Source organism: Streptomyces sp. NBC_00440 (genome assembly GCF_036014215.1).
In the GTDB taxonomy this organism is placed as follows: Bacteria; Actinomycetota; Actinomycetes; order Streptomycetales; family Streptomycetaceae; genus Streptomyces.
This window is the reverse complement of record NZ_CP107921.1, coordinates 2,440,668-2,461,001: the sequence shown is the minus strand read 5'-3', so window position 1 is coordinate 2,461,001 and position 20,334 is coordinate 2,440,668. Positions and strand designations below refer to the sequence as shown.

Annotated in this window: 16 protein-coding genes; 11 read left to right on the top strand and 5 right to left on the bottom strand. The window is 71.6% G+C overall.

Annotated elements, in window-relative coordinates; translation table 11 throughout:
* The first annotated feature begins 275 nt into the window (after nt 1-275).
* A complete protein-coding gene (locus OHB13_RS10950; protein WP_443062938.1) occupies nt 276-1,115 on the top strand; it encodes a helix-hairpin-helix domain-containing protein in 840 nt (279 codons plus the stop codon).
* Nucleotides 1,112-3,604, top strand: a complete 2,493-nt coding sequence (locus OHB13_RS10945; RefSeq protein ID WP_328376926.1) for a ComEC/Rec2 family competence protein — start codon at nt 1,112-1,114, stop codon at nt 3,602-3,604. The genes OHB13_RS10950 and OHB13_RS10945 overlap by 4 nt, the downstream gene beginning before the upstream one ends.
* Nucleotides 3,605-3,742: 138 nt before the next feature.
* Here OHB13_RS10945 and OHB13_RS10940 read toward each other — a convergent pair whose 3' ends face one another.
* Nucleotides 3,743-4,195, bottom strand: coding sequence for a pyridoxamine 5'-phosphate oxidase family protein (locus OHB13_RS10940; protein WP_328376925.1), 453 nt, complete (start codon nt 4,193-4,195; stop codon nt 3,743-3,745).
* 171 nt (nt 4,196-4,366) lie between these two features.
* Here OHB13_RS10940 and OHB13_RS10935 point away from each other — a divergent pair, with 171 nt between their 5' ends.
* Nucleotides 4,367-5,278: an arylamine N-acetyltransferase family protein gene (locus OHB13_RS10935; protein WP_328376924.1), complete on the top strand. Its 912-nt coding sequence runs from the start codon at nt 4,367-4,369 to the stop codon at nt 5,276-5,278.
* A gap of 167 nt (nt 5,279-5,445) precedes the next feature.
* The gene (locus OHB13_RS10930; protein WP_328376923.1) at nt 5,446-6,339 is read left to right on the top strand and encodes a YceI family protein; all 894 of its coding nucleotides are present in this window, start codon (nt 5,446-5,448) and stop codon (nt 6,337-6,339) included.
* A gap of 26 nt (nt 6,340-6,365) precedes the next feature.
* On the opposite strand, the gene OHB13_RS10925 is transcribed toward OHB13_RS10930, so the two are convergent.
* A complete protein-coding gene (locus OHB13_RS10925) occupies nt 6,366-6,611 on the bottom strand; it encodes a hypothetical protein (RefSeq protein WP_328376922.1) in 246 nt (81 codons plus the stop codon).
* 59 nt (nt 6,612-6,670) lie between these two features.
* Here OHB13_RS10925 and holA point away from each other — a divergent pair, with 59 nt between their 5' ends.
* The gene (holA, locus tag OHB13_RS10920; RefSeq protein ID WP_266857111.1) at nt 6,671-7,666 is read left to right on the top strand and encodes a DNA polymerase III subunit delta; all 996 of its coding nucleotides are present in this window, start codon (nt 6,671-6,673) and stop codon (nt 7,664-7,666) included.
* A gap of 332 nt (nt 7,667-7,998) precedes the next feature.
* Here the strand turns inward: holA and rpsT are convergent, their stop codons facing one another.
* Nucleotides 7,999-8,265, bottom strand: a complete 267-nt coding sequence (gene rpsT / locus OHB13_RS10915) for a 30S ribosomal protein S20 (protein ID WP_266857113.1) — start codon at nt 8,263-8,265, stop codon at nt 7,999-8,001.
* A 241-nt stretch (nt 8,266-8,506) separates the two neighbouring features.
* On the opposite strand from rpsT, the gene lepA reads away from it, so the two are divergent.
* The 4 genes from lepA (at nt 8,507) to hemW (ending at nt 15,966) form a co-directional block, all read left to right on the top strand.
* Nucleotides 8,507-10,375 carry a translation elongation factor 4 gene (gene lepA, locus OHB13_RS10910; protein ID WP_266857115.1) on the top strand — a complete coding sequence of 623 codons (1,869 nt, stop codon included), beginning with the start codon at nt 8,507-8,509 and terminating at the stop codon, nt 10,373-10,375.
* Between the two features lie 249 nt (nt 10,376-10,624).
* A complete protein-coding gene (locus OHB13_RS10905) occupies nt 10,625-12,514 on the top strand; it encodes an AMP-dependent synthetase/ligase (RefSeq protein WP_328376921.1) in 1,890 nt (629 codons plus the stop codon).
* A gap of 267 nt (nt 12,515-12,781) precedes the next feature.
* A complete protein-coding gene (locus tag OHB13_RS10900) occupies nt 12,782-14,707 on the top strand; it encodes a SpoIIE family protein phosphatase (RefSeq protein WP_405912242.1) in 1,926 nt (641 codons plus the stop codon).
* A 56-nt stretch (nt 14,708-14,763) separates the two neighbouring features.
* The gene (gene hemW, locus OHB13_RS10895) at nt 14,764-15,966 is read left to right on the top strand and encodes a radical SAM family heme chaperone HemW (RefSeq protein WP_328380266.1); all 1,203 of its coding nucleotides are present in this window, start codon (nt 14,764-14,766) and stop codon (nt 15,964-15,966) included.
* Nucleotides 15,967-16,258: 292 nt separating this feature from the next.
* On the opposite strand, the gene OHB13_RS10890 is transcribed toward hemW, so the two are convergent.
* Nucleotides 16,259-17,089, bottom strand: coding sequence for a DUF3097 domain-containing protein (locus tag OHB13_RS10890; protein WP_266857119.1), 831 nt, complete (start codon nt 17,087-17,089; stop codon nt 16,259-16,261).
* A 10-nt stretch (nt 17,090-17,099) separates the two neighbouring features.
* A complete protein-coding gene (locus OHB13_RS10885) occupies nt 17,100-17,885 on the bottom strand; it encodes an MBL fold metallo-hydrolase (protein ID WP_328376920.1) in 786 nt (261 codons plus the stop codon).
* A gap of 157 nt (nt 17,886-18,042) precedes the next feature.
* On the opposite strand from OHB13_RS10885, the gene hrcA reads away from it, so the two are divergent.
* Together hrcA and dnaJ are read left to right on the top strand one after the other, a co-directional pair.
* Nucleotides 18,043-19,053, top strand: a complete 1,011-nt coding sequence (hrcA, locus tag OHB13_RS10880) for a heat-inducible transcriptional repressor HrcA (RefSeq protein ID WP_164267318.1) — start codon at nt 18,043-18,045, stop codon at nt 19,051-19,053.
* A complete protein-coding gene (gene dnaJ, locus OHB13_RS10875) occupies nt 19,054-20,190 on the top strand; it encodes a molecular chaperone DnaJ (protein ID WP_266857124.1) in 1,137 nt (378 codons plus the stop codon).
* Nucleotides 20,191-20,334 lie beyond the last annotated feature (144 nt).

The following is a 20,334-nucleotide window of genomic DNA, read 5'->3' as shown; positions in this document are numbered from 1 at the left end:
GCTCGCGCCGCCGTATCCGGCTCAGGTATGCGCGGTCGGTGCCGGACGCGGCGCTGCGCCTCCGCGCGGATGCGCTCCTTCCCGCGCGATCGGCTGCTTCGGTCGCTCCGGTGGATGTGACGGCCCGAGCCAGTAGGCCAGTTGCAGCGGATCAGGTGGGCGAGGCCGGCCGACCGGGTGGTGGGGTGCCTGGTGGTGACGAGCGGGATCGTGGGGTGCCGGGTGGTGGCGTGCCTGGTGGTGATGAGCCGGATCGTGGGGTGCCTGGTGATGGTGTGCCGAATGGTGATGTGCCGCTTGGTGGTGCGCCCGGCGGTGGTGCCCCGGCTCCCGGCCGTATGGGCGCGGCGGTGGCCCGGGTGGGGGAGGCCCTGCGGGAGCGGCTGCCGCTCTGGGTACAGGCGCGCTGCGGGCTGACGGCCCGGACGCTCGCCGCTCTCGCGGTCGTGCTCGTCGTGGCAGCGGCTCTCGCCGCCCAGCACTTCTGGGCCGGGCGCCCACGTTCCGTTCCGGCGCCCGCCGTGGTCAGCGCGGGTCTGCCCGCCGCCGGACCACGGCCCGCCGGGGAGCAGCCGCCGTCCGGGCCGCACCCGTCCCCGGAACCGCCGCCGTCCGGACCGCTGCCGCCCGGGACGGGGCCCACGCACCCCGGGGCGGCGGCCGCGCGGATCGTCGTCGATGTGAGCGGCAAGGTCCGGCGCCCGGGAATCCAGCGGCTGCCCGCCGGATCGCGGGTGACCGACGCGTTACGGGCGGCGGGCGGGGTGAAGGACGGTACGGACACGTCGGGGCTCAACCAGGCCCGGGTGCTCACGGACGGCGAACAGGTGGTGGTCGGCGGCCCGCCCGTTCCGTCGGACACGGCAGCGGGAGGCACCGGCAGCGGTGCGGGTGGCCCAGGTGTCCCCGCCGCGTCCACCACGGGACCGGTCAGCCTCAGCAGCGCCACCGTCGAGCAGCTGGACACCCTGCCCGGTGTCGGCCCGGTACTGGCGCAGCACATCATCGACTACCGCGCGGAGCACGGCGGGTTCACATCCGTCGATGAGCTCCGGCAGGTCACCGGCATCGGCGACCGGCGTTACTCCGACCTCCAGCCCCTCGTACGGCCATGACGCGCGCGGCTGTTCACGCGGCATCCGGCCATCGGCTCGGTGCGGCCGATCCCCGGCAGGAGGGCCCTGCCGACCTGCGGCTGGTGGCGCCCGCCCTGGCCGCCTGGGCCGCGGCGGCCCTGTCCCTCGCGGTACCGGGACGGTGGTCCCTCTGCGCCACTGCGGTCTGTCTCTGCGCAGCGGCGGCGCTGATGGCAGTGGCATCGGCGCGGGGGCGCGGGGGTGGTGTCGACGGAGGGGTTGCCGGCCGGCCGGGGCGGCGGCTGAACGCGACAGCGGTGGCCGCCGCCCTGCTGTGCGGCGCAGCCGGGGCCGCGTCCGGCGGGCTGTACGCAGCCGACGTCCGGCGCGGGCCCGTGCCCGAGCTGGCGCGTGAATCGGCCCGGGTCACGGTGGAGTTGACCGTCACATCAGATCCCCGTCCGACGCGCCCCCGGATCCGTGGCGATCACGCGACCCGCGCATCCGTCGTCCTCGACGCCGATGTGACCCGGGTGCGGGCCCCGGACGGTACGACGTCCACGGTCCGCACGCCGGTCCTGGTGATCGCCCACACGCCCGAGTGGCAACAGCTGCTGCCGACCACCCGGCTGCGGTTGAGTGCCCGTCCGCAACCGCCGCTCCCCGGCGACCACCGCATCGCGGCCGTGCTCAGCGCGGAAGGCAGCCGGCCGCCCCAGATCATCGGTGCGCCGACCGGAGTGCAGCGTCTGGCGGGGCACCTGCGTGCCGGACTGCGCGAAGCAAGCGAAGGGCTCGCCCCGGACGCACGGGCGCTGCTCCCCGGGCTGGTGGTGGGCGACACCTCCCGGATCACGCCCGATCTCTCCGACGCCTTCAGGACCACCGATCTCACCCACCTGCTCGCGGTGTCCGGCAGCAACCTCACCCTGGTCCTTGCTCTGCTCATCGGCCCGCCGGGCACCGCACTGCGGGCGGAGAGGGGCGGACTCGCGCCACGGCTCGGGATCCCGCTGCGGACGACGGCCGTGCTGGGCGGGGCTCTCACTCTGGCCTTCGTGATCGTGTGCCGACCGGACCCGAGCGTGCTGCGTGCTGCCGCCTGCGGGCTGGTCACCCTGCTCGCGATCGGCACCGGCCGCCGGAGATCGCTGGTCCCCGCACTGGCCGCCGCGGTCCTGCTGCTGGTGCTCTACGACCCCTGGCTGGCCCGCAGTTACGGCTTTCTGCTCTCCGTCCTCGCCACCGGCGCCCTGCTCACGGTCGGCCCGCGCTGGAGCGCCGCACTGCGGCGGCGTGGAATGCCGCCGAGGCTCGCCGAGGTCGTCGCTGCCGCAGCCGCCGCGCAGGCGATGTGCGCGCCCGCGATCGTCCTGCTGGCGTCCCGTGTCGGGCTGGTGGCCATCCCCTGCAACCTCCTCGCCGAGCTAGCGGTGGGACCCGCGACGGTTCTCGGCTTCGCCGCCCTCGTCGTGGCTCCACTGTGGGGCGCGGCCGCCACCGTGCTGGCCCACTGCGCCGGGTGGCCGGCCGGCTGGATCGCGGCCGTCGCCCGACGGGGCGCCGCACTGCCCGGTGCGGAGATCGACTGGCCCGGCGGATGGCCCGGAGCGCTGCTGCTCGCAGCGGTCACCGTCGTCCTCGCAGTGGCTGCCCGCGGAGTGCGGCGCCACCCATGGGTCAGCGCGGTCTGCGTCCTCCTGCTGCTGCTCGCGGTCGTCCGGCCCGCTCCGCTCACCCGGGTCGTCACGGGCTGGCCGCCGCCCGGATGGAAGTACGCGATGTGTGACGTGGGACAGGGCGACGCGACGGTGCTCTCCACCGGTGCGGGGACGGCCGTCGTGATCGACACGGGCCCCGACCCCCGCCTCGTCGACCGCTGCCTCCGGGCCCTCGGAGTGACCCGCGTCCCGCTGCTCCTCCTCACCCACTTCCATGCCGATCACGTAGCCGGTCTGCCCGGTGTGCTGCGCGGCCGGACGGTCGGTGCGATCGAGACGACGAACCTCCAGGACCCACCGGACCAGAGCGCGTCCGTACGACGGGAGGCAGCGGCGGCGCGGATCCCTCTCGTCCGGGCGGGACCGGGGGAGCAGCGCCGTGTCGGGCAGCTGAGCTGGCAGGTGCTGTGGCCGCCCGCGGCACCGGCGCCCGTCGCCGACGGGCCGAACGACGCCAGTGTCACCCTGCTGGTCCGCACCGCGGGCCTGACCCTGCTGCTGCCGGGCGATCTCGAACCGCCCGCCCAGCAGGCGCTGTTGCGGGCCTACCCGGCGCTCCCGCCGGTGGACGTGCTCAAGGTGGCGCACCACGGCTCGGCCTACCAGGACCCGGCACTGCTGCGTGCGCTGCGCCCCCGGCTCGCCCTGATCTCCTGCGGCGAGGACAACCCGTACGGCCATCCGGCACCGCGTACGGTCGCGTCGCTCCGGGCGGGCGGTGCCACGGTGCTGCGCACGGACACGGACGGCTCCATCGCGGTGACGGGGACGGGGCCCGCGCTGCGGGCGATACCGGCGGGCCGGTGACACCGGGCCCACCGCCGTGCCCAGGACGGCGTGGGCACGGGGTCCGTGCTCAGGACGGCGTGGGCGCGCGGGGCTCGTTCGCTGGACGGCGTGGACGCCCGTTCCGCCGTTCAGGGCAGCTCGGGGCGGGTGTGGTGTTCAGTCGAGCCAGGTGCCGTCGCGCATCAGGTCGCGCCCGGCGATCTCGTTCACCTCGCGCCAGGCCTGGACCACCCTCGGGGTGATGCGCAGATACACGTACCCCTTCTCGGCGCGCGGGTCCCAGGTGAGCTTCGCGGCGAAGGCGTCGGCCGCCGTGGTGCGGTTGTCGTCCGTCAGCAGTTCGCCCTCGCCCTCGATGAGCACCACGTCCCTGGTGCTGCCGAGCGTGACCCTGACGCGTCCGTCGCGCACCAGGTTGGCCCCGGTCGGGTTGGTGCGCCGGGTGCAGACCACCACGCCGTCCTCGTGCCACACGAACGACAGGGGTACGAGGCATGGTTCACCGTCCGCGGCGGCCGTGGCCACCCAGCAGTCGACGTCCTGTTCCAGCCGGCCGAGGGTGTCCTGCCGTCGTTGCTGCCGGCTGCGCGCCGGTTGCGTGTTGGTCATGGCCGACCACGCTAGTGGTGACCGGCCGCCGGGGGATCGTGCTGCGGTCCTAGGCGTCAGGGCCTAGGCCGTCTCAGGTCTCGGGGAGGGCTCGGGGTAGCTCTCCGGGCAGGCCTCCGGTCGGCTCTGCTTGCTTTGGCGCGAGTCCGTACACGGAGCGAGACTGCCTCCATGGACCGACAGCTGGAGACCCCGCGGGAGGAGCCGCCCGGGACTCCTCCCGGGGCCCTGCCCGGGACTCCATCCGGGACTCCTCCCGGGACCCTGCCCGGGGCCTCGCCGGAGCCCGCCTGGGTGGCCGCGTACCTCCGGCGCATCGGGTGCCGCCGTCCGGCGGTGCCGGACTCGGCGGCGCTCCGTGAGTTGCAGCTGCGGCATCTGCGGACAGTGCCGTTCGAGAACCTCTCCATCCACATCGGCGAGGCCATCGTGCTCGCCGACACCCGGCTCATCGACAAGATCGTCGGTGCCCGGCGCGGTGGTATCTGCTACGAACTCAACGGCGCCTTCGCGGCGTTGCTGCGGGCTCTGGGCTTCCAGGTGACGCTGCTCCAGGCCCGGGTGCACAGTGCCGACGGCGGTTTCGGCATCCCGTACGACCATCTCGCCCTGCGGGTCGGGACGGCCGACGGTACCGGGCCCTGGCTCGCCGACGTCGGGTTCGGCGATCACAGCCACCACCCCCTGGTGTTCGGTGCGCGGAGCGGCCAGCGGGACCCCGGAGGCACGTTCCGGATCGCGGGCGCGGCGGGCGGCGACCTCGATGTCGTACGCGACGGAAAGCCGCAGTACCGGCTGGAGCAGCGCCCCCGCGAGCTGGCCGACTTCGAGGCGGGAGCCTGGTACCACCAGACGTCGCCCGCCTCCCACTTCACCCGGTCGCTCGTCTGCACGCGGCTCAGCGACCACGGCCGGATCACGCTCAGCGGCAGCAAGCTCATCACCACCGTGCACGGCGAGCGGCACGAGCAGAACCTGGGAAGCGACCCCGCCGTTCTTGCCGCCTACCGCGACCACTTCGGGCTGGAATTCGACCAGGTGCCGACAGTAAAGGACCTTACTAAGGACATTACTTCGGAGTAAGTACAACTCGTGACACCTGCTCGCCAACCCCCACGACCAGCGCCGTTTGCCCAGAACGTGTCAACAGTGATCGAATGCATATTCGTCAGCGGGTCGCCGCCCCGACAATGACGTCCGAGCGTGCGTGCGACCGAAGGCCGGCGTGATGCGCGGGGGGTTCTGCAGAAGTGTTCAGACGTTGGTTCGGTAACCGGTCGAAGGCCGGAGCAGGACGCAGTGGCGGCCCCCTCGGCGGACTGACACTGCCGGCTCATGCGGGAGTGCTGAGCTGCCGGGTGCTCGACCCCGTCAACGGGCCCGTCCAGCAGGCGGAGTTCGTCCTCACGGACACCATGGGCCGCAGAACCGTCGGTGGCGAGACCGATCCGTACGGCTCCGTCTTCGCCACTGTCCCGCCGGGCGAGTACCGACTGGCCGTCACCGCCGAGGGTTTCACCCCTTTCCACGGCAGTGCCACCGTCACCGAGGGCGGTCACTCCGGTCTGGGAGACGTCACGCTCCAGGTCGCCCAGCCCCCCTCCCTGCCGGAACCGGGCGAGTGGGAGATCGAGCCGATGCACTCGCAGATCAGCTTCACCGCCCGCCATATCGGACTGGCCCGTATCCACGGCCGGTTCAACACCTTCGCCGGTGCGGTCAGGATCGCGGACCACATGGAGAATTCCGCGATGCACGTCATCATCGACGCTGCGTCCATCGACACCAATGTCCAGATGCGCGACGACCATCTGCGCTCGGGGGACTTCCTCGATGTGGCGCGCTTCCCGGTCATGGAGTTCTACAGCGAGCGCTTCGTGCACCGCGGCGGCAGCCGCTGGGGCGTGACCGGCGCGCTCACCCTGCACGGCGTCAGCCGCACCGTCACGCTCGACACGCAGTACCTGGGCATCGGCAACGGCATGGAGGGCGAGGTGCGCGCCGCCTGCCGCGCCACCACCGAACTGCACCGTGACGACTTCACCATGCGCTGGCAGACCATGCTGGCCCGCGGTATCGCGGCGGTCGGCAACAGCATCACCATCGACCTGGACGTCCAGATCGTGAAGAAGCAGGACGGCTGAGCAGGGCCCGACTTGGGGGCCAGAACCTATGGCGCCTCCAGCCACCCGCCGTACTCGGCGGCGAACGCGTCCAGCGCCCCGGGATCCAGCCGCTCCTGCGGGTCCTCGACGACGACCAGCCACTGCGCGTCCTCGGCGTCGTCCTCCCCGGCCAGCGCGTCCCGGACGAGCTGGGGCTCATCGGCCACCCCGAAACGGTCGGCGATCTCTCCGGCCACCTCATCGGCGGCATCGCGGTCGGGCAGCACCAGTACGTGTCTCACATCGCTCACCCGGCCATTCTCCGGCACCGCCCCGGGGCTGTCAGTGCCGCGTGGGATGCTGGACCGCGATGATCCGGAAACAGAGTCAGCAGAACTCCGCAGACAACCCTCTCGTGCCGCTCACCCTCGCCGTGGGGCAGGAGGATCTGCTGCTCGACCGTGCCGTCCAGCAGGTGGTCGCCGCCGCCCGCGCGGCCGACGCCGACACCGACGTCCGCGATCTCACGTCCGACCAGCTCCAGCCGGGCACTCTCGCCGAGCTGACCAGCCCCTCGCTCTTCGCGGAGCGCAAGGTCGTCATCGTGCGGAACGCACAGGACCTCTCCGCCGACACGATCAAGGACGTCAAGAGCTACCTCGGCACCCCGGCCGACGAGATCACCCTGGTGCTCCTCCACGCCGGAGGCGCCAAGGGCAAGGGGCTGCTGGACGCCGCGCGCAAGGCCGGCGCCCGCGAGGTCGCCTGCCCGAAGACGACCAAACCGGCCGAGCGGCTCTCCTTCGTACGGTCGGAGTTCCGGGCCCTGGGCCGTTCCGCGACCCCCGAGGCGTGCCAGGCGCTGGTCGACTCCATCGGCAGCGATCTGCGGGAGCTCGCGAGTGCGGTCTCCCAGCTCGTCGCGGACGTCGAGGGCACGATCGACGAAGCGATCGTCGGGCGGTACTACACGGGACGCGCCGAGGCCTCCAGCTTCACCATCGCCGACCGTGCCGTCGAAGGCCGCGCGGCCGACGCGCTGGAGGCGCTGCGCTGGTCGCTGTCGACCGGGGTCGCCCCCGTACTGATCACCAGCGCCCTGGCGCAGGGCGTCCGGGCCATCGGCAAGCTCTCGTCGGCCCGCGGCGGGCGCCCCGCCGATCTCGCCCGTGAGCTGGGTATGCCGCCGTGGAAGATCGACCGGGTACGGCAGCAGATGCGCGGCTGGACACCGGACGGGGTGGCGGTCGCGCTGCGCGCCGTCGCGGAGGCGGACGCCGGGGTCAAGGGGGGCGGCGACGACCCGGAGTACGAGCTGGAGCGCGCCGTGGTCACGGTGGCACGGGCGGCCCGGATGCGCCGCTGACGGCTGTTCCGCCGGTCCGCACTCCCGACGTAACGGGTCCCGACCCCTACCCCCACGCGCCCACATGGGCGACCCCGGACATGCCGAAGGCCCCGCCTCCGTCCTGGGGAAGGACAGGGGCAGGGCCTCGGCTCAAGCGTTGGTGCGCCGCACCCGCGTGGCGAACGCAGGCCGTGTGCGGCGCGGGGTGTCGTACCGGAGCGGTAGAGGGGCCGCTGGGCCCGGGACGACGGGGTGGGGCTGGGGCTCGCGGAGAGCCCCGTAGGTCGAAGTCACGCGAAAGAAGTCACGCGAATGCGGTCAGCCGCGAGGGCGGACCGGTTCGGTCAGCTTCAGGCGGAGAGACCGGCGACGCGCTTGGCGATCGCCGACTTCTTGTTGGCCGCGGAGTTCTTGTGGATGACGCCCTTGCTGACAGCCTTGTCGAGCTGCTGCGAGGCCAGCCGAGCGGCCGCGGTGGCCTTCTCGACGTCGCCCGCGGCAACGGCCTCACGGGACTTGCGGATCGCGGTCTTGAGCGACGACTTGACGGCCTTGTTGCGCAGGCGCGCCTTCTCGTTGGTCTTGTTCCGCTTGATCTGGGACTTGATGTTCGCCACGAAAGAGCCTTTTCAGGTTCGATGAATTCGAAATTTCCATGAGTGCCACCGCACCGACCGTCATGAACCGTGTGGAGCGTTCATCCGGAAGGCCCAGGAGGCACAGCTGACCACGGTACCAGCCCGCCATCCACCGGCCCAAAACGGGATCGGCCCCCCGGTCATGGGACCATGGAGCCTACGTATCGATCCGCCATCGCCCGAGACGAGACGCCCGGCGTCTCAAGAATCAGGACCCTGCGTGCCCGCGACTCCTACCAACGTGCCCGAGCCGAGCCGTACCGACCCGGCGCTGATCCGCAATTTCTGCATCATCGCGCACATCGACCACGGCAAGTCGACCCTTGCCGACCGGATGCTCCAGCTGACCGGAGTGGTCGACCAGCGGCAGATGCGCGCTCAGTACCTCGACCGGATGGACATCGAGCGCGAGCGCGGCATCACGATCAAGTCCCAGGCGGTCCGGCTGCCCTGGGCGCCCACCACGGGCGGGGACCTGGGCACCACCCATGTCCTGAACATGATCGACACCCCTGGTCACGTGGACTTCACCTACGAGGTCTCGCGTTCCCTCGCCGCCTGTGAGGGCACGATCCTGCTGGTCGACGCGGCCCAGGGCATCGAGGCACAGACCCTCGCCAACCTGTATCTGGCGATGGAGAACGACCTCACGATCGTTCCGGTCCTCAACAAGATCGACCTGCCGGCCGCGCAGCCCGAGAAGTTCTCCGAGGAGCTGGCGAACCTCATCGGCTGCCAGCCCGAGGACGTGCTCAAGGTCTCGGCGAAGACCGGCGTCGGCGTGGACGTGCTCCTCGACCGGGTGGTCAAGGACGTGCCCGCCCCGGTGGGCCAGGCCGACGCCCCCGCCCGCGCGATGATCTTCGACTCGGTCTACGACTCGTACCGGGGCGTCGTGACGTACGTCCGTGTCATCGACGGCCAGCTCAACAAGCGTGAGCGCATCCGGATGATGTCCACCAACGCCACCCACGAGCTGCTGGAGATCGGGGTCTCGTCCCCGGAGATGACCCCGGCCGACGGCATCGGCGTCGGCGAGGTCGGCTACATCATCACCGGTGTGAAGGACGTCAGGCAGTCGAAGGTCGGTGACACGATCACCTCGCTGCACAAGGGCGCCACCGAGGCCCTGGGCGGCTACAAGGACCCCAAGCCGATGGTGTTCTCCGGGCTCTACCCGCTGGACGGCTCGGACTACCCGGACCTCCGTGAGGCCCTGGAGAAGCTCCAGCTCAACGACGCCGCCCTGGTGTACGAGCCGGAGACGTCGGCGGCTCTCGGCTTCGGCTTCCGGGTCGGCTTCCTCGGCCTGCTCCACCTCGACGTGGTCCGGGAGCGGCTGGAGCGCGAGTTCAATCTGGAGCTCATCGCCACCGCGCCCAACGTGGTCTACCGCGTGGACATGGAGGACGGCACCGAGCACATCGTCACCAACCCGAGCGAGTTCCCCGAGGGGAAGATCGACAAGGTGCACGAGCCGGTCGTCCGCGCCACGGTGCTGGCCCCCAGCGAGTTCATCGGCGCGATCATGGAGCTCTGCCAGAACCGCCGCGGCACGCTGCTCGGGATGGACTACCTCTCCGAGGACCGGGTCGAGATCCGCTACACCCTGCCGCTCGCCGAGATCGTCTTCGACTTCTTCGACCAGCTGAAGTCGAAGACCCGCGGCTACGCCTCGCTCGACTACGAGCCCACCGGCGAGCAGGCGGCCCAGCTCGTCAAGGTCGACATCCTGCTGCACGGCGACAAGGTCGACGCGTTCTCCGCCGTCACGCACAAGGACAAGGCGTACGCGTACGGGGTGCGGCTCGTCGCCAAGCTGCAGAAGCTGATCCCGCGGCAGAACTTCGAGGTGCCGATCCAGGCGGCCATCGGAGCCCGGGTCATCGCCCGTGAGACCGTCCGCGCCATCCGCAAGGACGTCCTCGCCAAGTGTTACGGCGGTGACATCTCCCGTAAGCGGAAGCTGCTGGAGAAGCAGAAGGAAGGCAAGAAGCGGATGAAGATGGTCGGCAACGTGGAGGTCCCGCAGGAGGCCTTCATCGCGGTGCTCTCGACCGACGAGTCCGGCGAGAGCAAGAAGAAGTAGCCGGAGCAGTCGGTCCGAGAGGCAGAGGTGACCTGCGCGAACCGGCGGTAACCGGCGAGAACCGGAACGAGATTCGACAGACGGGCCCCCGCGCTGCGGCATGGGGGCCCGTTCGTTATGAAGCGCACGGCCGTTCCCTCTTACGTGGCGGACACAGGCGCTCTACTCTGATCACTAGTTACTCGCCAGTTTAAATAACAGCCACCAGCCAGTCGCGCAGAGCTGCCCGCAGGCCCGGAGGACGACGTCGTGAGCGACACACAGACCTTGATCGAGACCCGGCCGCCCTCCGTGGCGACCCTTTTCACCCAGCGGGTGGCCGAGACGCCCGATGCCGAGGCGTACCGCTATCCGGTACCCGCGGCCTCCGGCGACGGACCTGACGAGTGGAAGTCCCTGAGCTGGGGCCAGGCGGCCGAGCGGGTGTACGCCATCGCCGCCGGCCTCATCGACCTCGGCGTGCGGCCCGAGGAGCGCGTCGCGCTCGCCTCGTCGACCCGGGTCGAATGGATTCTGGCCGACCTCGGCGTGATGTGCGCGGGAGCCGCGACGACGACGATCTACCCGTCGACCAACACCGAGGAGTCCGCGTACATCCTCTCCGACTCCGAGAGCCGGGTGCTGATCGCGGAGGACGCCGGCCAGCTCGCCAAGGCCCGGGAGCGGCGGGCCGAGCTGCCGGATCTCCACCATGTGGTGGTGATCGACAGCGCGGGCCTGGAGCCCGACCCGGCCGACGAGGCCGGCTGGGTCCTCTCGCTGGCCGATCTGGAGGCCCGCGGAGCCGCGTACCTGGCGGCGAACCCCGGTGCCGTCAAGGAACGGATCGGCGCCATCACCTCCGATCAGCTCGCCACGCTGATCTACACCTCGGGCACCACGGGCAGGCCCAAGGGCGTGCGGCTGCCGCACGACAACTGGTCGTACATGGCCAGGGCCACGGTCTCCACCGGGCTGATCACCAAGGACGACGTCCAGTACCTCTGGCTGCCGCTCGCGCACGTCTTCGGCAAGGTGCTGACCTCCGGCCAGATCGAGGTCGGCCATGTCACCGCGGTGGACGGCCGGGTCGACAAGATCATCGAGAACCTTCCGGTGGTCCAGCCGACCTATATGGCAGCCGTCCCGAGGATTTTCGAGAAGGTCTACAACGGGGTCGCGGCCAAGGCGCGGGCCGGCGGCGGCGCCAAGTACAAGATTTTCCAGTGGGCCGCCGAAGTGGCACGCGAGTACGCGAAGGTCACCCAGGACAACTTCCGGCACACCGGCTCCGCTTCGGCGCCGTTCGCGCTCTCGGCCAAGCACAAGGTCGCCGACGCGCTGGTGTACGCCAAGATCCGCGAGGCATTCGGCGGGCGGCTGCGCGCCTGTGTCTCGGGCTCGGCCGCCCTTGCCCCCGACATCGGGCTGTTCTTCGCCGGCGCGGGCATCCACATCCTGGAGGGGTACGGCCTCACCGAGTCCAGCGCCGCCTCCTTCGTCAACCCCGGCGAGGCCTACCGCACCGGCACCGTCGGCAAGCCGCTGCCCGGCACCGAGGTCCGGATCGCCGACGACGGCGAGATCATGCTCCGCGGCCCCGGCATCATGGCCGGCTACCACCGGCTGCCGGACAAGACAGCCGAAGTGCTGGAGTCCGACGGCTGGTTCCACACCGGCGACATCGGCGAGCTGTCGTCCGACGGCTATCTGCGGATCACCGACCGCAAGAAGGACCTGATCAAGACGTCGGGCGGCAAGTACATCGCACCGGCCGAGGTCGAGGGCCAGTTCAAGGCGGTGTGCCCGTTCGTCTCCAACATCCTGGTGCACGGCGCGGACCGTAACTTCTGTACGGCCCTGATCTCCCTCGACGAGCCGACCATCCTGGGCTGGGCCGAGGAGAACGGCCTGGGCGGCCGGTCGTACGCCGACGTGGTGGCCTCCAAGGAGGTCGAGTCGCTGATCGACGGCTACGTGAAGCGGCTCAACGAGGGCCTCCAGCGCTGGCAGACGGTCAAGAAGTTCCGGCTGCTGCCGCGCGACCTGGACATCGAGCACGGTGAGCTGACCCCCAGCCTCAAGCTGAAGCGGCCGGTCGTCGAGCGGGAGTACAAGGCGCTCATCGACGACATGTACGCGGGCTCACGCGAGGCGTAGCCGAGGTCCGGGCGCGGGAGCGGAGCGGGACCGGCGGCGGGATCCGCCGCCGGTCCCCACCCGCAGCCACACCCGCCGTCACCCCCGATGGGCGGCTCCGCAGGACCGGATCCGTACCGGATTCATGTCTCCGCCACCGCGCCCACCAGTGGTTTCTCTTTCCGACACGGCCCATTTGAGTAACTCGACGCATATGGGCGGGCTCAGTCTGTCACTCTGTCGGTGTCGTCATCGGCGCAACGTCAGATCTGGTCAGGGAGCCACCGAGTGGGGTCCATTCCCGGGTCCATTCCCGTACAGAGGGAGACCGCGGTCCATACCGTGCGCCCCTCCGGGCCACCGGCAGGCGTGCCGTCGGTGGTCCGCACCAGCCTGCCCGGCAACCCGCTGTCCCCGTCCGCCGCGCGCCGGTTCGTCCGGGCCGCGCTCGCCGACTGGACCGCGCTCGGCCTGCCGGCCACCGGATTCACCGACCAGCTCGCCGACGACTCCGCCCTGATCGCCAGTGAACTCGTCACCAACGCCGTCGTGCACGCGGGCACCACGGTCGAGGTGCTCGTACGGCTGGAGGGCGCGGCGGGCGACGAGCCGCCCGCGCTGGTGATCGAGGTCTCCGACCACCACCCGTCGCGGGAGGTGCGCAACGACCCGGACGACCACCAGGACGGCCTGCCGGAGTACGGCCGCGGGCTGCGGCTCGTCTCGTCCCTGGCCGAGGCCTGGGGCATCACCTACCGCACCGGACTCAAGACGGTCTGGACCCGGCTGCCGCTCGACGGGGGCGACCCGCAGCCCGCCGCAGGCGGCGACCGCCGCCTGCGCCGCGGGCTGCGCGCCGCCGAGATCCTGGCCCCCGCGCCCCGGCACAGACAGGGCGCGGAGCGGGAGTGGAGCAGCAGCGGCGCGCTCAGCTTCCTCGCCGAGGCATCCGAACTCCTCGCCGGGCAGTTCGACGAGGACATGATCGCCGCACTGGCCGCGCAGCTCCTGGTGCCCCGGCTCGGCGACTGGTGCGCCGTCTGGCTGGACCCGGAGGCCGGCGGCCCGGGACGCAGACCGAGGCTGTCGCGGGTCTGGCACGCCCACGAGAGCCGGGTCGACGAGCTGCGGGCCGTACTGGAGAAGGAGCCGCCGCACCTGCCCGAGTCCGCGCGGGGCGGCGCCGTGGCCCTGGAGTGGCCCTTCGCCGACGGGACGGCGGGCGCCGACGGCAGAGCGGGCGCCGACGGCACGGTGCTCGGCTACCGGCTGCTCGCGGCGGGCCGCCCGCTGGGCACCCTGCTGCTCGGCCGGGCCGCCGGGCGGCGAGCCCACGAGGAAGTCACCGCCCTGGTGGGTGACTTCGCACGCCGGGTCGCGCTGGCGATCGGCGCCGCGCGCCAGTACACCCGGCAGGCCACCATCAGCAGGGTCCTCCAGCGCGGCCTGCTGCCCAGCAGCGTCGCCGAGATCCCCGGCATGGACAGCGCCCTCGTCTACGAGCCGCGCGGCGAGGGCGTCGCGGGCGGCGACTTCTACGACGTCTTCCCCGGCGACAGCGCGGGCGGCCGCTGGTGCTTCGCACTCGGCGACGTCCAGGGCAGCGGCCCGGAGGCGGCCGTCGTCACCGGACTCGCCCGCCCCTGGCTGCGGCTGCTCGCCCGCGAGGGCTACCAGGTCTCCGAGGTGCTCGACCGGCTCAACAAGCTGCTGCTCGACGACGCGATGGAGACCGCCGAGGCGGCCGCCCGGATGGTCGCGATGGCCGGCGGCCAGGAACTGCACGAGGACCCCCAGTCCCGGTTCCTCTCGCTGCTCTACGGCGAGCTGGTGCCGCTGCCCGACGGCGCGGGAGTCCGGTGCACCCTGGCCAGCGCGGGCCACCCGCTGCCGCTGCTGCTGAGCCCCGACGGCGCCGTACGGGCCGCCGCCGCGCCCCAGATGCTGCTCGGCGTGATCGAGGGGGTCGCGTACGAGAGCGAGACGTTCGACCTGGTGCCCGGCGACACACTGCTCTGCGTCACCGACGGCGTCACCGAGCGGCGGGCCGGCCCGCGCATGTTCGACGACGGCGACGGTCTCTCGGCCGAGTTGGCGGGCTGTACGGGCCTGACCGCGCAGGGCGTCGCCGAGCGGATCAAGCAGGCGGTCTACGCGTTCGGCGTGGAGCCGCTGGACGATGACATGGCGCTCCTGGTGCTGCGGGCGGAGTAGTCCCCGGACCGGGGGACAATGGGGGCATGCCTTCCGTACTGCCCGATGGTGAGCCCATGCCCGATGACGGGGCGCTGCCCGGTCATGCCCTGGAGGGCGCGGGTGAGCGGCCGCTCGGGTTCTATCTGCACGTGCCCTACTGCGCGACGCGCTGCGGGTACTGCGACTTCAACACCTACACCGCGACCGAGCTGCGCGGCTCGGGCGGTGTGCTGGCCTCGCAGGACAACTACGCGTCGACCCTCACCGAGGAGATCCGGCTGGCCCGCAAGGTGCTCGGCGACGACCCGCGCCGGGTGAGCACCGTCTTCGTCGGCGGCGGCACGCCGACCCTGCTCGACGCGGCGGACCTGGTGCGCATGCTCGCGGCGGTCCGGGACGAGTTCGGCCTCGCCGACGGCGCCGAGATCACCACCGAGGCCAACCCGGAGTCCGTCGGCCCGGAGTATCTGGCGACGCTGCGGGCCGGAGGCTTCAACCGGATCTCGTTCGGGATGCAGAGCGCGCGGCAGCACGTCCTGAAGATCCTCGACCGGACCCACACCCCGGGCAGGCCCGAGGCGTGCGTCGCGGAGGCGCGCGCCGCGGGCTTCGAGCACGTCAATCTGGACCTGATCTACGGCACGCCCGGCGAGTCCGACGACGACTGGCGGGCCTCGCTCTCGGCGGCGGTCGGCGCCGGACCCGATCACATCTCCGCGTACGCGCTCATCGTCGAGGAGGGCACCCAGCTGGCCCGCCGGATCCGGCGCGGCGAGGTGCCGATGACGGACGACGACGAGCACGCGGACCGCTATCTGATCGCGGACTCGGTCCTGGCCGACGCGGGGTTCTCCTGGTACGAGGTCTCCAACTGGTCCACCACCGACGCGGGCCGCTGCCTGCACAACGAGCTGTACTGGCGCGGCGCGGACTGGTGGGGCGCGGGCCCCGGCGCGCACAGCCACATCGGCGGCGTGCGCTGGTGGAACGTGAAGCACCCCGGCGCGTACGCGGCGGCCCTGGCGGCCGGCAAGTCACCCGGCGCGGGCCGGGAGATCCTGCCCGCCGAGGACCGCCGGGTGGAGCGCATCCTGCTGGAACTGCGCCTCCGCGACGGCTGCCCGCTCGCCATCCTGGCCCCGGCGGGCCTGGCCGCGTCCCGGCGGGCCCTGGCGGACGGACTGCTTGAGGCGGTGGCCTATGAGGCGGGGCGGGCGGTGCTCACCCTGCGGGGGCGGTTGCTGGCCGATGCGGTGGTGCGGGACCTGGTGGACTGAGGCTGCCGCCGGCCGCGCAGGGTGCTGGTTGCTGCGGCCTGCACGGGGCTCCGCCCCGGACCCCGCTCCTCAATCTCTCCCGGCTACCGCTGGGAGGTGCCCCCAGGAGGGGCTTGAATTCTCCGGCGCTCGGTGGGCTGGAAATTCCGGCGCTCGGCGGGGCTGGGGATGTCCTGCGCCGAGCAGGTAGGGGCAATCCGTCGCCACGAGGAGTCGGGGAAAGGGCATTTCGGCAACGCCGCGAGCGTGCGTGCCAGACGCCGCGCGGCAGGCGGCACTTTGACGACAGGCCCTAGGCGACGCTTGTATCCTCCGGCGCCGTCACGAAGTCGATCAGCTCCTCCACGCGCCCCAGCAGCGCGGGCTCCAGGTCCCGGTAGGAGCGCACCCCCGACAGGATCCGCTGCCACGCGGCCCCGGTGTTCTCCGGCCAGCCCAGCGCCCGGCACACACCCGTCTTCCAGTCCTGCCCGCGCGGTACGGCCGGCCACCCCGCGATGCCCACCGACGACGGCTTCACCGCCTCCCAGACGTCGATGTAGGGGTGCCCCACCACCAGTGCGTGGTCGCTGGAGACCTCCGCCGCGATACGGGACTCCTTCGAGCCCGGGACCAGATGGTCGACCAGCACCCCGAGCCGCGCGTCCGCCGCCGGGCCGAACTCCGCGACGATCGCGGGCAGATCGTCGATGCCGCCCAGATACTCGACGACGACGCCCTCGATCCGCAGGTCGTCGCCCCACACCCGCTCGACCAGCTCCGCGTCGTGCCGCCCCTCGACGTAGATCCGCCCGGCCCGCGCGACCCGTGCCCGCGCGCCGGGCACCGCCAGCGAACCGGACGCCGTCAGGTGGGTGCGCTGCTGCGCCGCTGTGGGACGTACGAGAGTGACCGGGCGCCCCTCAAGCAGGAAGGCGCGCGGCCCCATCGGGAACACCCGGTGCTTGCCGAAGCGGTCCTCCAGGGTGACCGTCGGCCCCTCGGCCGTCTTCTCACAACGGATCACCGCACCGCAGAACCCGGTGGCGATCTCCTCGACCACCAGATCGGGCTCGGCCGCGACCTCGCGGGCGGGCGTCTGCTTCTTCCACGGCGGCGTGAAGTCCGGGCTGTAGCTGCGCATTCCGCAGACGCTACGACACCCTGGAGCGTGCTGCCAGCACATCACGTTGAGCGCGGACGAACGCGGCGTCGACCACGGCCCCGTGCCCCGGTACGTACAGCGCGTCCTCGCCGCCCAGCGCCAGCAGCCGGTCCAGCGCCGCGGGCCACTGGGCGGGCATCGCGTCCGGGCCCGCCTGCGGCTCGCCCGACTCCTCGACCAGGTCGCCGCAGAAGACGACGTCGCGGCCGTCCGCGCCGTTCCCGGGGGCGGCTCCCTGTCCGCCCGGGACGAGCAGAGCCAGATCGTGGCCGGTGTGCCCGGGGCCGCAGTTCACCAGGGTGACCCGGAGGCCGCCCAGGTCCAGGGTCAGTTCCCCGGACACCTGATGGTGCGGAGCGACCAGATGGGCCACCGCCTCGGCGGCCTCCGCCGCCGCGACGCCGTGGCGCACCGCGTCCTGGCGCAGCTCCTCGGCGCCGCGCGAGCCCCGGGTGAGCAGCGCCTCCGTGCCCACCGCTCCGTAGACCTGGACACCCGCGAACACGGCGGTGCCCAGCACATGGTCGAAGTGCGGGTGGCTCAGCGCGATGTGCGTCACCCGGCGGCCGAGCACCGCCTCCGCGCGCATCCGGAGCTCCCGGCCCTCGCGCAGCGTCGCCCCCGTGTCGAAGAGCAGCGCACCGTACCGGCCCGCCACGAGCCCGGCTGTCGCGTCCCAGCGGGGGAGACGGCACCGGCCCACCCCCGTCGCCAGACGTTCCCAGCCATAGTCTTCCCAGGTGGAGTCTTCCCAAGTGGCGTCAGTGGCGTCCATACCCTGACGCTATCCCCGGTCGGCGGACAACGGCGCGATCGTGCGACGGGCCGCCCTTGCCAGCGGTGAACCTCTCCGCCGTACACTGGGACGCTGCTGGCACTCGAACATTCCGAGTGCCAGGAAGGCCCGGATCGACAGCTGGAGGTGTGCGCGGGTGCTCAGCGAACGCAGACTCGAAGTGTTGCGCGCCATCGTCCAGGACTATGTGGGCACCGAGGAGCCGGTCGGCTCCAAGGCGCTCACCGAGCGGCACCGGCTCGGTGTCTCACCGGCCACCGTCCGCAACGACATGGCGGCCCTGGAGGACGAGGGGTTCATCGCCCAGCCGCACACGAGCGCGGGCCGCATCCCCACGGACAAGGGGTACCGGCTGTTCGTCGACCGGCTCGCGGGCGTCAAGCCCCTCTCGTCGCCCGAGCGGCGCGCCATCCAGAACTTCATGGACGGCGCCGTCGACCTCGACGACGTGGTGGGCCGCACCGTGCGGCTCCTCGCCCAGCTCACCCGGCAGGTCGCCGTGGTGCAGTACCCGTCGCTGACCCGTTCCACGGTGCGGCACGTGGAACTGCTGGCGCTGGCCCCGGCCCGGCTGATGCTCGTGCTGATCACGGACACCGGACGGGTCGAGCAGCGCATGATCGACTGTCCGGCGCCGTTCGGTGAGACTTCTCTCGCCGACCTCCGTGCCCGGCTCAACAGCCGGGTGGTGGGGCGCCGCTTCGCGGACGTACCACAATTGGTGCAGGACCTTCCCGAGTCCTTCGAGCAGGAGGACCGGGGTACGGTTTCCACGGTGCTCGCGACCTTGCTGGAAACGCTGGTCGAGGAGACCGAGGAACGGCTGATGATCGGCGGAACCGCCAATCTGACGCGATTCGGACATGACTTCCCACTGACCATCAGGCCGGTGCTGGAAGCGCTTGAGGAGCAGGTCGTGCTCCTCAAGCTGCTCGGTGAGGACTCGGGCATGACCGTACGCATCGGGCATGAGAATGCCCACGAGGGCCTGACGTCCACATCGGTCGTCGCCGTCGGCTACGGTTCGGGCGACGAGGCAGTCGCCAAACTCGGCGTGGTCGGACCGACCCGCATGGACTACCCCGGAACGATGGGAGCGGTACGCGCAGTGGCACGTTACGTCGGACAGATCCTGGCGGAGTCGTAAGTGGCCACGGACTATTACGCCGTTCTCGGCGTGCGCCGCGACGCTTCCCAGGACGAGATCAAGAAGGCATTCCGGCGATTGGCGCGCGAGCTCCACCCGGACGTCAACCCCGATCCCAAGACGCAGGAACGCTTCAAGGAGATCAACGCCGCCTACGAGGTGTTGTCGGACCCGCAGAAGAAGCAGGTCTACGACCTCGGGGGCGACCCGCTCTCGCAGGCGGGCGGCGGCGGAGCCGGCGGCTTCGGCCAGGGCGGCTTCGGCAACTTCTCGGACATCATGGACGCCTTCTTCGGTACGGCGTCCCAGCGCGGGCCGAGGTCGCGTACGCGGCGCGGCCAGGACGCGATGATCCGGCTGGAGATCGACCTCAACGAGTCGGCCTTCGGCACCACGAAGGACATCCAGGTCGACACCGCTGTGGTCTGCACGACCTGCAGCGGCGAGGGCGCGGCCCCCGGCACCTCGGCCCAGACCTGCGACATGTGCCGCGGCCGCGGTGAGGTCTCGCAGGTCACCCGGTCCTTCCTGGGCCAGGTCATGACCTCGCGGCCGTGCCCGCAGTGTCAGGGCTTCGGTACGGTCGTGCCGACCCCGTGCCCCGAGTGCGCGGGCGACGGGCGCATCCGCTCCCGCCGCACGCTGACGGTGAAGATCCCGGCCGGTGTCGACAACGGCACCCGCATCCAGCTCGCGGGCGAGGGCGAGGTCGGCCCCGGCGGCGGCCCCGCCGGTGACCTGTACGTGGAGATCCACGAGCTGCCGCACGCGGTCTTCCAGCGGCGCGGCGACGATCTGCACTGCACGGTGACGGTCCCGATGACGGCGGCCGCGCTCGGCACGAAGGTGCCGCTGGAGACGCTGGACGCGCTGGAGGAGGTCGACATCCGGCCGGGCACGCAGTCTGGCCAGTCGATCCCGATGCACCAGCGCGGCATCACGCATCTGCGCGGCGGCGGCCGCGGCGACCTGATCGTGCATGTCGAGGTGCTCACCCCGACAAAGATGGACGCCGAACAGGAGCGCCTGCTGCGGGAGTTCTCCAAACTGCGCGGCGAGGAACGGCCCACCGGCCAGTTCCAGCCGGGGCAGCAGGGGTTGTTCTCGCGGCTGAAGGATGCGTTCAACGGTCGGTAGCGGGGTTGTTCTTTCTGCCGGGGGTCCGGGGGTCGTCCCCCGGGGGATGCAGTCGGCCGGGGGACGAGGGGTTGTTCTCCCGGCTGAAGGATGCGTTCAACGGGCGGTAGCCCCCGGCGTACTCGCGCCACCGATTCGGTGCGG